This is a genomic window from Hymenobacter miniatus, assembly GCF_016427455.1.
In the GTDB taxonomy this organism is placed as follows: Bacteria; Bacteroidota; Bacteroidia; order Cytophagales; family Hymenobacteraceae; genus Hymenobacter; species Hymenobacter armeniacus.
Map to the genome: position 1 here is coordinate 110,092 of NZ_JAELXR010000006.1, position 11,969 is coordinate 122,060.

Annotated in this window: 9 protein-coding genes; 6 read left to right on the forward strand and 3 right to left on the reverse strand. The window is 62.0% G+C overall.

The genetic code is table 11. From position 1 onward, the window contains the following. Positions 1-126: 126 nt before the first annotated feature. A complete protein-coding gene (locus tag JAO73_RS11235) occupies positions 127-1,290 on the forward strand; it encodes a sigma-54-dependent transcriptional regulator (protein WP_190924526.1) in 1,164 nt (387 codons plus the stop codon). 73 nt (positions 1,291-1,363) lie between these two features. On the opposite strand, the gene JAO73_RS11240 is transcribed toward JAO73_RS11235, so the two are convergent. Next, complete coding sequence (locus JAO73_RS11240) at positions 1,364-1,819, reverse strand: nuclear transport factor 2 family protein (RefSeq protein ID WP_198977135.1); 456 nt, start codon at positions 1,817-1,819, stop codon at positions 1,364-1,366. 106 nt (positions 1,820-1,925) lie between these two features. Beyond that, entirely contained in the window at positions 1,926-2,924 is a 999-nt protein-coding gene (locus JAO73_RS11245) for a long-chain-fatty-acid--protein ligase (protein ID WP_198977136.1), read from the reverse strand. 118 nt (positions 2,925-3,042) lie between these two features. Here JAO73_RS11245 and JAO73_RS11250 point away from each other — a divergent pair, with 118 nt between their 5' ends. After that, complete coding sequence (locus JAO73_RS11250; RefSeq protein WP_198977137.1) at positions 3,043-3,606, forward strand: hypothetical protein; 564 nt, start codon at positions 3,043-3,045, stop codon at positions 3,604-3,606. A 69-nt stretch (positions 3,607-3,675) separates the two neighbouring features. On the opposite strand, the gene JAO73_RS11255 is transcribed toward JAO73_RS11250, so the two are convergent. Next, the gene (locus JAO73_RS11255; protein ID WP_198977138.1) at positions 3,676-6,096 is read right to left on the reverse strand and encodes an alpha-ketoacid dehydrogenase subunit alpha/beta; all 2,421 of its coding nucleotides are present in this window, start codon (positions 6,094-6,096) and stop codon (positions 3,676-3,678) included. A 247-nt stretch (positions 6,097-6,343) separates the two neighbouring features. On the opposite strand from JAO73_RS11255, the gene JAO73_RS11260 reads away from it, so the two are divergent. From JAO73_RS11260 to JAO73_RS11275, 4 genes are all read left to right on the forward strand, one after another. Beyond that, positions 6,344-7,114: a DUF1573 domain-containing protein gene (locus tag JAO73_RS11260; protein ID WP_198977139.1), complete on the forward strand. Its 771-nt coding sequence runs from the start codon at positions 6,344-6,346 to the stop codon at positions 7,112-7,114. A 495-nt stretch (positions 7,115-7,609) separates the two neighbouring features. Beyond that, positions 7,610-9,127 carry a tetratricopeptide repeat protein gene (locus JAO73_RS11265; protein ID WP_198977140.1) on the forward strand — a complete coding sequence of 506 codons (1,518 nt, stop codon included), beginning with the start codon at positions 7,610-7,612 and terminating at the stop codon, positions 9,125-9,127. Further along, positions 9,111-10,736 (forward strand): glycosyltransferase family 2 protein, encoded by a 1,626-nt coding sequence (locus JAO73_RS11270; RefSeq protein WP_198977141.1) that lies wholly within the window; start codon positions 9,111-9,113, stop codon positions 10,734-10,736. The genes JAO73_RS11265 and JAO73_RS11270 overlap by 17 nt, the downstream gene beginning before the upstream one ends. 37 nt (positions 10,737-10,773) lie before the next feature. Next, the gene (locus JAO73_RS11275; protein WP_198977142.1) at positions 10,774-11,946 is read left to right on the forward strand and encodes a glycoside hydrolase family 26 protein; all 1,173 of its coding nucleotides are present in this window, start codon (positions 10,774-10,776) and stop codon (positions 11,944-11,946) included. Positions 11,947-11,969 lie beyond the last annotated feature (23 nt).

Here is an 11,969-nt window from a genome sequence, read left to right on the forward strand (position 1 = left end):
CATCGGCAACGACGAGACGCAAAATGTTGCGTCTCTACTTGGTTCAATATCCTGCCTTAAACTCCCACCGCCGCTTTTCGTTACCTTCGCCCCTCTCCATTTGCATTCCATCGTATTCCATCCCGCATGCCCCGCATCCTCATCATCGACGACGAAAAAGCCATCCGCAACACGCTGAAGGAGATTTTGGAATTTGAAAGCTACCAGGTCGACCAGGCCGAAGACGGCCCCGCCGGGCTCGACATGCTCATTCAGCAGAAGTACGACGTGGTGCTCTGCGACATCCGCATGCCCAAAATGGACGGCCTCGAAGTCCTCACCCGCGCCCAGGCCATGGGCACCGACGCCGCGTTCATCATGGTGTCGGCCCACGGCAGCATCGACACGGCCGTGGAAGCCACCAAGAAAGGCGCCTACGACTTCCTGCCCAAGCCCCCCGACCTCAACCGCCTGCTCGTGACGGTGCGCAACGCCCTCGACCGCACCAAGCTGGTGAGCGAAACCAAGACGCTGAAAAAGAAGCTCTCCGTCACGAAAGGCTCCGAAATGGTGGGCTCCTCGGCCGCCCTCGGCGCCGTGCGCAAAGCCATCGAAAAAGTGGCCCCTACCGATGCCCGCGTGCTCATCACCGGCCCCAACGGCGCCGGCAAGGAGATGGTGGCCCGCCAGCTGCACGAGCAAAGCAACCGCGCCCAGGGCCCCATGGTGGAAGTCAACTGCGCCGCCATTCCGTCGGAGCTGATTGAAAGCGAGCTGTTCGGCCACGAAAAAGGCTCTTTCACCTCGGCCGTGAAGCAGCGCATCGGCAAGTTCGAGCAGGCCGACGGCGGCACGCTCTTCCTCGACGAAATCGGCGACATGAGCCTCTCGGCCCAGGCCAAGGTGCTGCGCGCGCTGCAAGAAAACAAAATCACCCGAGTGGGCGGTGAAAAGGAAATCTCGGTGAACGTGCGCGTGCTCGCCGCCACCAACAAGGACCTACTGCAGGAAATTGCCGACAAGAACTTCCGCGAAGACCTCTACCACCGCCTCTCGGTCATCGTCATCAAGGTCCCGGCCCTCAACGACCGCCGCGAAGACATCCCCGAGCTCATCCAAAAATTCCTCAACGACATCGCCGCCGACTACGGCAACAAGCCCAAGAAAATCGACCCCGCCGCCTTGGAGTACCTCCAGGGCCTCGACTGGCGTGGCAACATCCGCGAGTTACGCAACGTGGTGGAGCGCCTCGTCATTATGAGCGACGATACTATTTCGGCCGATGACGCGAAGGCGTTTGCGGGAAAGTAAGAATAGGCACCGGCGCCCTAGCAACAGAAAAGCGGCGGCAGTACCACATGGTACTGCCGCCGCTTTTCTGTTGCTAGGGCGCTTTGGGCTTTGATGAGGTGGAATGGAGCAATTGTATTTTCCAGTCTTTACCCTCTTTCACCAGCACTGCACTTTCAAGCCACTGGCGGCTCCTTTTCCGCTCGCCTGCACTCATCTCGGCAGCATTGTCATACGCTACCCACGCAGTATTTCCTTTAACGTCGGTACGAAAGAAATTCAAGTGGTTGACTCTCGTATAACCAGTTGCCTTTAATGGCTTTATCTTGTTAACCAAAGTATCAATGTTCCAAACGGCACCGTCTTCCAGTAACAGAAAATCTGTTGTGATGTATTGCTTCATCGTTTTGGTATCCAGGGCCGCAAGTCCATCAAAAAACTTAGTGACGGCTTGATTGACTTTCGACTGCTCAGCACTCATGGGAGCCTGCGCATTTGAGCGCAAGCCAGCACCAAAGAGTAACAGCATTAGAACTAATGACTGTTTCATAGCAACTTAAACAAGCTAGAAGGTTGATGGAATACTGCCCATATTTATCCTTAAGTCTAAATATATAAATACTATCCTGAAAGTTATAACCACCTCAGCTCGGCATTCACACCATCTGATTGCACCCGCGCACGTCCGAATTATCCATCCGGCCCAGCACCTCAAAGCTGCCATCTTCGTGCATCCGCGCCAAATCCTTCGTCTCGATAAAAGCGCAGGAATCAATATTGGCTAGGTCAATCACGTTGATGGCGCCGTCCCTTCTACCGCCAATCGAAAACGGGTCCGACGGGTCGCGCAGAAGCACGCGCAGCGGCGCGGGGCAATGGAAACGGCCGTCGCCCAGCGAGTAGGCCTGGCTGAGCAGCTCCGTCATGCCGTATTCGGAATGAATGCCCGTCGGGCCAAAAGCCTGCTGCAATTCGGCGTGCAATTCCTCTCGAATCATCTCGCGGCGCCGGCCCTTCATGCCGCCGGTTTCGAGCACGGTGAGGCCTTGCAGCTCCGGCGCGGGGCCAGTCTCGGCGGCAAAATCGAGCAGGGCGTAGCTCACACCGATGAGCATGACGCGGCGGCCGGGCACTTGCTTGGCTTCGGCCAGGGCGGCGCGCAGGGCGGCGTGGTCGTGCAGGAAAAACGCCGGCTGGGCCTGTCCCGATTGCCGGGCGAAATAGTCAACCATGGCCACCAGTGAGGAATTGCCCTGCTCCAGGTACGACGGCAGCAGGGCCAGAAAAATCCAGCCCGAGAGCGGGCCGTAGTATTGCTCGAAGATGCGGGCCGCGTTTTCGCGATATAAATCGGGGTCGCGCACGAGGTGGCGGCTGCGCTGCTGCAGGGTAGTGCCGCTGCTGAGAAACAATTCCTGGGCCTCCCACTGGGCGGGCTCGGTCCGCACCTCGTGGGTTTTGAAAAATTCGATGGGCAGGAAGGGGATATCGGCCAGCTGGGCTACCACGGCGGGGTTGCGGCCCAGCTGCTGCAGGTACTCGGCGTAGGGCGGGCAGTGCACGGCCTGGTGCCGGAACAGGGCCAGCGCAGCTTCTTCGAACGACGAGGCGGTGAGCGTGGGCAGGGCCTGTAAAAATTCAGTGCGGAAACTCATGAGCGGGAAACGCGGTTGGCAACGCAGACCGAACCAAGCAGCCCGGCAAATCGTTGGGAAAAACGTACTTTGGCGGCGATTCCGCCGTTGTGTTGCTGTCTAGTCATTTCCTGCCTTTATGAACCCGCTTCGTACCCTTGCCGCTGTCGCTGTTTGCCTGGTGGGGCTGTCCCTCAGCAGCTGCCTAAACGCACCCGAATATCCAGAGACGCCTTCCATCGACTTCAACTCGCTGACCATGGTGCGCAATAAGCCGGCGGGCCAAACCGAAATCGACACGCTGAAATTTGCGCTCGATTTTCGCGACGGCGACGGCGACCTAGGGCTTTCCGACGAAGACATCAAAGTAGCGCCCTGGAACGCCACGAGTGGCGGCCCCAACAACCGCGGCTACAGCTACAATTACTTCATTCAGCCCTACAAAAAGGTGAACGGCATTTTTGTCAAGTTCATTAACGCGGGCGGGGTGGCCGGCGAGTACGACGGCCGTTTCCTGCGCCTTGACGACACCGACGGACGTCCGGCCCCCCTCAAAGGCACGCTCAACTACAAGCTGCCCATTAACATCGACGGCGCACCTTTTTTTCCTGGCGACGTGCTGAAGTTTGAAATCAGCATCATGGACCGGGCCTTGCACCAGAGCAACGTCATCACCACTTCCGAAATAACGCTGGGCCGCTAGCCCAGCGTTTTTCTTTTGTTACGCTTGCGCCCCGGTCCGATGGCTGCGCTATTGAACCGGGGCAGTTGCTTAGTAGATATCCGGAAATTTCTCGGGGGCGGCCTCGCTCATCAGCTCGTACACCGTGTCGAACACATCTTCGACGTTGGGCTTGCTGAAGTAGTCGCCGTCGGAGCTGTAGGCCGGGCGGTGGGCTTGCGCGGCCAGGCAGCGCGGCTGCGAGTCGAGGAAGCGGTAGGCGCCCTGCTCGTCCAGCACGTGCTGCATCATGAAGGCGGTGGCGCCGCCGGGCACGTCCTCGTCGGCAAACACCACGCGGTTGGTTTTCTGCAGGCTGTCGGCAATGAGGTGGTCGGTGTCGAAGGGCAGCAGGGTTTGCACGTCGATGACTTCGACGGAAATGCCCACTTCGGCCAACTGCTTGGCGGCGTCCATCACGATGCGGCACATCGAGCCATAAGTGACCACCGTCACGTCGGTGCCGGCTTGCAGCACCTCGGGGCGGCCCAGCGGCAGCGTGAATTCGCCCACGTTCGAAGGAATGGTTTCCTTCAGGCGGTAGCCGTTCAGGCACTCAATCACGAGGGCGGGCTCGTCGCTGCGCAGCAAGGTATTGTAGAAGCCGGCGGCCTGCGTCATGTTGCGCGGCACGCACACGTGCATGCCCCGGATGCTGCCCAGAATCATCTGCATGGGCGAGCCGGAGTGCCAGATGCCCTCCAGGCGGTGGCCACGCGTGCGTACAATCAGCGGGGCTTTCTGGCCGCCTTTGGTGCGGTACTGCAGGCAGGCCAGGTCGTCGCTCAGAATCTGGATGGCGTAGAGCAGGTAGTCGAGGTACTGAATTTCGGTGATGGGGCGCAGGCCGCGCAGGGCGGCGCCAATGCCCTGCCCAATAATGGTGCACTCCCGAATGCCGGTATCGGTGATGCGCAACTCGCCAAATTTCTCCTGCAAGCCCGCAAAGGCCTGGTTCACGTCGCCAATCTTGCCCACGTCCTCGCCAATGGCGAAAATGAGCGGGTCGCGCTGGAAGTTGGCGTCGAAGCAAGCCTGCAGCACTTCGCGGCCGTCAACCTGCGGGGCGCCGGGCGCGAAGGTGGCGGGCACTTCCTCAATGTTGCCCACGGCCAGCTCGCTCTGGCTGAACAGGTTGGAATTGTAGCGGTCGGCGTTTTCGGCCAGCAGATGCTCCAGGTGGCGCTGAATGGCGCGGCGGCCGGCGCTGCGCTTTTCGGTGCGCACCTGCCGCAGGGCGCGGCGCAGCGTGCGCACAATGTCGGCCCGGATGGGCGTGGGGTTGGTTTTCAGCTGCTCCACCAAGTCGTGCATGCTGTTTTCGGTGCCGTAGTCGGCCACCAGCTTGTTCAGCAGGGCCACGGCCTCGTCGCGCTCGGCCTTAATGGGGTCGAAGAAGGCGGCCCAGGCAGCGGTACGCGCCGTTTTGATGGTGGCGGCGGCGGTCTTTTCGATGTCGTCCAGCTCCAGCTCGGTGGCGTGCCCCTCGGCCAGCAGCCACTCGCGCAGCTTGTGCAGGCAGTCGTGGGCTTCTTCCCAGCTCAGGCGGTCCTTGCTCTTGTAGCGCTCGTGCGAGCCGCTGGTGCTGTGGCCCTGCGGCTGGGTGAGCTCCGTGACGTGCACCAGCACGGGCACGTGCTGCTCGCGGCACACGGCGGCGGCGCGCTGGTAGGTATCCACCAGGCCGGCGTAATCCCAGCCGCGCACCACGTAAATCTCGAAGCCGGGCTCCCCTTCGCCGTCGCGCTGCAGGCCGGCCATGATGGCCGAAATGCTCTGCTTGGTGGTCTGGTACTCGGCGGGTACCGAGATGCCGTAGTGGTCATCCCACACGCTCATCAGCATGGGCACCTGCAGCACGCCGGCGGCGTTCAGGGCCTCGAAAAACATGCCCTCCGAAGTGCTGGCGTTGCCGATGGTGCCGAAGGCAACTTCGTTGCCGTTGGTGGAGAGCTGCGTGAACTGGTGCAGCTCGGGGTTTTGGCGGAACAGCTTGGATGCGTAAGCCAGGCCCAGCAGGCGCGGCATCTGGCCGCCGGTGGGCGAAATGTCGGCCGAGGAATTCTTGGTGTTGGTGAGGTCGCGCAGGTTGCCGTCTTCGTCCAGCATGCGGGTGGCGAAGTGGCCGTTCATGGCGCGGCCGGCGGTGGCGGGCTCGGCTTCGGCGTCGGGGTTGGCGTAGAGCTGGGCGAAGTACTGCTCCCAGGTGAGCTGGCCGATGGCCACCATAAAGGTCTGGTCGCGGTAGTAGCCGGCGCGGAAGTCGCCGTTTTGGAAGGCGCGGGCCATGGCCAGCTGCGGCACTTCCTTGCCATCGCCGAAGATGCCAAACTTGGCCTTGCCCATGAAGACCTCCTTGCGGCCGGCCAGCGAGGCGTGCCGGCTTTCCCAAGCCAGGCGGTAATCGGTGAGAAAATCAGCCTTGGTGAGGGAGGTGGCTAGCGCGGGCAGGGCGGTTTCGGCGGCGGACATAAGCAAAGGGAACGGAGAGGTGGGAATTCTGGGGATAGGAGGACGTACCGGTTGGGGCCGGCCCGCAAAAATACGGAATTGGGGCCGGCTAGGTGGTGCGCGGGGTTTGGGCGTATATTTGGGCTGCAAAGGCCTGGCCCATTGGTTTGTTTTTAACAGCAAGCCCAAACGCCTTGCCGCGGTTATCTTTTATTTATCGGGGCGCCCCCGCGTTGGCGGCCGGCGCACGCCCCCTACTCGTTGCGTGATGAAAAAACTTCTTACGATTTGCCTGCTGGCCCTGGCCGGCGTCGCCCACGCCCAGGGCGTGATGCAGTTCGAAACCGACAACCACGACTTTGGCAACGTGCCCGAAGGCACCATGGCCACCCACGAGTTCAAGTTCAAAAACACCGGTAACCAGCCCGTGGTGATTGCCAACGTGCAGGCCAGCTGCGGCTGCACCACCCCCGACTGGACCAAAACCCCGGTGATGCCCGGCAAAACCGGCATCATCAAGGCCATGTACAGCAGCGCGGGCCGCCCCGGCGTGTTCAACAAAACCGTGACCGTGACCAGCAACGCCGCCGAGCCCAGCAAGGTGCTCAGCATCAAGGGCACGGTGCTCACTAAAGACCAGATGAAGCCCATGCTGACGCCGGCCCAGCTGGCGGCCTCGCCCCACCTGGTGCTGGCCCAAACCAGCCACGACTTCGGCAAGATGGAGGCCGGCCAGCAGCCCACCGCCCGCATTGTGGTGAAGAACACCGGTAAAACCGAGCTGGTGCTCGGCCCCCTCACCTCGGGCTGCTACTGCGTGGGCTACAAGGCCTCGCCCAAGCCCATCGCGCCGGGCCAGAGCGCCGTGGTGGAGCTGCTCTACAGCCAGCGCCAGCTGGGCCAGGTGAGCGACGTGGTGACCATCGCCTCAAACGACGTGAGCGGCGACGCCAAACTCACGCTGCGCGCCAACATCGTGCGCGACCTCAGCGGCAACAGCATGGTGAAGGAAAGCGGCACGGCCGTTCCCTTTAAATAACCGCTTCGCAGCGGCCCTCGCCGCGTTATTTTTCTAGCAGGCCCCGCCACTCCGGCGGGGCCTTTTTTTATGTGCACCGGGCAGAGGAGGCTCTGAGCATTAAGTGCCAAGGATATTTTTTGACACAGCCCTAAATGTTACAGCCCACACCTACAGCCAACTGGCCGTTAGTCATCTACCAGACCAGTAGTGCTACACCGGACATACGGTTCAGCAGCCAATATAGCGCTGCCAGCTTTCGGCGGCAAAGTTTTTCCTTGTTGGTCTCCAGTATTACTAAACTTTGATAAAATCATCATTTTATCATTAACTCGTCCTAACTTTACTAGGTTAGAATCAATTTAATTTTAAGCGTTTGTGCGGTGCAGATGCTGTGGATTAGCTGCTTTTACTGCCACGTCGGAGCGGCTGGGCGCGGCATTGCCGGGGCCATTGCACGCTGCAATAGCTTTACACAACTAGTTAAGCAGCTGTTTTACAGCAGCATTACCATTCATGAAAATCAAATTTCTCCTTACAGCTATAGGGGCCGTGCTCGGGGCGGGCACTGCGCGGGCGCAAACGGCGCTGCCTTCCGATACGCTGGAATACGCCCGTGCCAAGGCGTATGGAAAGGATTTTGGCGAGGCCGACCGGGTCCTCACCCTGTACAATGCCCGTGCATCCCACCTCGATGGGCTGCGGCTGCAGGCGCAGGTGCTCTATTGGGCGCAGGATTTCAAACGGGCGGCGGCGGTGCATGAGCAGGCCCTGGCTGCTTTCCCCAGCGTGCCCGCCCTGCGCCTCGACTATGCGCGCCTATTGGTGGAACAAAACCAGCTGGACCGGGCCAAAGACCAACTCGCGGTGTACGAAACCCAGGACAGCGCCCGAGCCGAATCCGGCCTGCTCCTGGCCCTCATCAGCTACAAGCAACTGCGCCTGGCCGCGGCTCGCAAGTCCTTGGCCGAGGTGCTGCGGCGCTACCCCGGAAATGCGGCGGCTACCGCCCTGCTGCAGGACATTGCTGGCACGGCGCGGCCCTACTTCCGGGTGGGCAGCCGCTACCTCCGCGACGACCAGCCCCTGCGGGCCCTCACGTATGAGGCCGAAGCCACGTGGTTTCGCTCGTGGCTGGTGGCGCCCACCGTGCAGCTTCAGGCCAATTCTTTTTCGCTGCCCGACGACCGGTGTGCCTCCTACTGGCTGCAGGTCGGCAACAAATTCACTTTCCTGCCGCTGGGCCTTACGGTGAGCACAACGGGTGGGCTCTTTCAGTATTCGCAGAACAGCGGCGGCGTGCTTGCCACGGGCAACCTGCTGCTGACCAAAACCCTGGGCAGCACGCTGGCCCTCGACGTGCAGGCCGCCCGGCAGCCCTACCAGGCCGTGCTGGCCAGCGCCCGGCAGCCGGTGATGGAGCGCCTCCAGGCGCTGGCCGTGCGCTATGGCAAGGGCGACAAGTGGCTGGGCAAGGCCGGCGTGGAACAGCGCAGCTACGGCGACGGCAACCCCGCCTATTCAACCTACGCTTGGCTGCTGGCGCCGGTGCTTACCCGCCCCGCCGTGGTACTCAAGGCCGGCTATGCGTTCAGCTACGCCTCGGCCGAGCGCAGCACCTATACTTCGACGCGCAGCCTGAGCGACGTGGTGCTGAACGGCGGCCCGGTGCCGGGCGCCTACGTGCCTTACTTCACGCCCCGGCACCAATTGGTAAATGCCGTGCTGCTGTCGCTGAAGCTGTGGCCGCAGAAACAGGTGAGCGTGGCAGCCCGCGGCAGCTACGGGGTGCAGGGGCGGGCCGACGCGCCCTACCTCTACCTCGACAAGGCGCTGAACAACGAGCTCTACCTCGCCACCGGCTTTGCCCGCCAGGACTACCACCCCGTGGAAGTGCAGGGCGAGGTGGCCCTGAAAGCGTCGCCTTCGCTCACGGTGGCGGCCACCTACGGCTATTCGAGCCTGATTTTCTACAACCGCCACGCCTTCAACCTTCAATTTCGCTACCATCTGAACCGTGAGAAAAACCGATAACGCGGCCCTGTGGGAATTCCGGGAGGCGGCCACCTCCACGTTTGCGCGCAAGGCCACGCTGGCCAGCCTCATGGTGGCGGGCGTGTTCAGCATCGGCCGGCTGGCCGACTGGTGGTTTCGGGAGGAGCACGTGGCCTCGCTGCCGCTGTTTTTGCTGCTCACCTTCATTTTCTGGTGGGGCATCGTGCGCATGGTCATCGTGTGGGTGTCGTACCTGCGCATCAGCAAGCCGCGCTGGCAAGCGCCGCAAGACGGGCTGCGGGTGGCCATTTTCACCACCAGCTCGCCGGGCGAGCCGCTCAGCATGTTTGAGAAAACGCTGGAAGCCTGCGCCCGCATCAGCTACCTGCACACCACCTACCTGCTCGACGACACCCAGGACCCGCGCTTCCGCGAAGTGGCCGAGCGGCACGGCGCTGTGTGGCTCGAGCTGGTGGGCCTGCCCGGGGCCAAGGCCGGCAAAATAAACGCGGCCCTGCAGCGCACCACCGAAGAGTTCGTTCTGGTGCTCGACCCCGACCACATCCCATTTCCCAACTTTCTGGACGAGGTGCTGGGCTACTTCCGCGACCCGCAAGTGGGCTACGTGCAGGTGGCGCAAGCCTACTACAACCAGTACCGCTCCTTCACGGCCCGGGCCGCGGCCGAGCAGACTTACGGCTTCTACGGGCCCACCCAGATGGGCATGCACGGCCTCAACTGCGCCGTGGCCATCGGGGCCAACTGCACTTTCCGGCGCGCGGCGCTCGACAGCATTGGCGGGCACGGCATCGGGCTGGCCGAGGACCTCATCACGGCCATTCGCATTCACGCGGCGCAGTGGAAATCCATTTACTCGCCCATCGTGGTGAGCCGCGGTCTGGTGCCCGAGGACCTGGGCTCGTTTTGTAAACAGCAGCTGAAATGGGCCCGCGGGGTGCAGGAAGTGCTGTTTGCCGAGGTGCCGCGCCTCTGGCCCAAGCTCTCGTTCTGGCAGCGCGTGTCCTACCTCACGGTGGGCACTTACTACCTCTCGGGCCTCACCACGGCCTTGTTTCTGCTCATTCCCTACCTCTACTTCTGGTTTGGCTGGCTGCCGGCTAACATGGACTTCTTCGGGTTTCTGGACCACTGGCTGCCCGTGGGGCTCGTCAGCCTGAGCATTTACGTGTTTGTGCAGCGCTGGCTGTGCCACCCCGAAGCCGAGCGCGGCCTGCACTGGCGGGGCACCTTCCTGAAGTTTGCCTGCTGGCCGGTGTTTTTCATGGGTTTTGTGCTGTCCATCTGGGACGGCGAGATTCCCTACATCCCCACCGCCAAGCGCGCCGTGAAACAGTTCACGCCCTTTGTGCGGCCGTTGCTGGTGCACCAGGTGCTGTTTGTGGCCACGCTGGCCTACGTGGTGGTGCGCCGCTTCTACTACACACCCGAGGCCCGCCTTGAGCTCACCAGCGCCAACACCTGGGGCATGGTGCTCTTTGCGGCCCTGGCTTTTTTCATGACGCTGGGCGGCCTTTACGCGGCGTACCAGTCGCTCAAAACCAAAGCCGAAGACCCCTGGGCTTCCGTCGACCTCACCCGCATCACGGGCTGGCTGCAGCCTGCCTGCAAGCACAAATCGGCGGCCTGACCCCGCATTACGCTTATTTTTTAGTCTTCCATACTCAATGAAAACCATCGCCTATCGCGCCTCGGCCACGTTGCTGGTCATTTTTCTGGGCCTGTGCGTGTTCAGCCTGCTGGTTTTTGCGGGCAGCAAAAGCCGCGGCCCGCTCGAAGACCTGGCCGCGGGCGTCACGTCCAGAGTAGCATATCTGGAAAAAAGCATGGCCGGCGGCGACTCGCGCACCGGCCGCGCCGCCGCCCTGCAGCGGTTCGACCGCTACCGCACCCAGACCGGGCTGCTGAACGCGCCCGACACCTTGCTGACCGGCGTGTACGACAACAACACCGAAGAATCGTACGAAAGCGTGACCACGCTGGAAGATTCGCTGGGCTTCAAGCTGCCCATCATTCACTTCTACACGGCCTGGGGCAGCCGCAAAGACCAGGGCTTTCCGCAACTGCGCGCCCAAACCATTTCGGACCTGGGCTCGGTGCCGATGATAACCTGGGAGCCCTGGCTGAACGACTTCGACCCCGCGGTGTACCCCGTGCCCGGCAAGCCCTCGCAGGTGAATGCCAACGGCCTCACCGCCATTGCCGCCGGCAAATACGACGCCTACATCGACAAATGGGCCCGCGACGCGAAGGCGTTTGGCAAGCCCTTTTTCCTGCGCTTCGGGCACGAGATGAACGACCCCTACCGCTACCCCTGGGGCCCCCAAAACAACAAGCCCGCCGATTTCATCGCGGCCTGGCGGCACGTGGTGACGCGCTTCCGGCTGCAGGGCGCCACCAACGCCTCCTGGGTATGGTCGCCCCACCCGGCCTACACCACCTACCGGGAGTTTTACCCCGGCGCCGCCTACGTGAACTGGGTGGGCATCACCACGCTCAACTACGGCACGGTGGCCCCCTGGAGCAAGTGGTACACGTTCGACGAGATTTTTGGCAAAGCCTACGACGAGTTTTCGCACTACGGCAAGCCGCTGATGATTAGCGAAATCGGGTCGTTGGGCGTGGGCGGCAACAAGGCCCAGTGGTTTAAAGATGCCCTGGCCAGCATGCCCTTCAAATACCCGGCGGTGAAGGCGGTGGTGCTGTTCAACAACTCCAACGACGTCTCGACCACCTACAAAGCCCTGGACTGGTCCATCACCCTCGACAAACCCGTGCTTACGGCCGTGCGGGAAGCCGTTGGCGGCTGGCACCCCGCCACCGCCAGCCCGGCTTTGTAAGAAGGGTCGAATCGAGCGACGCT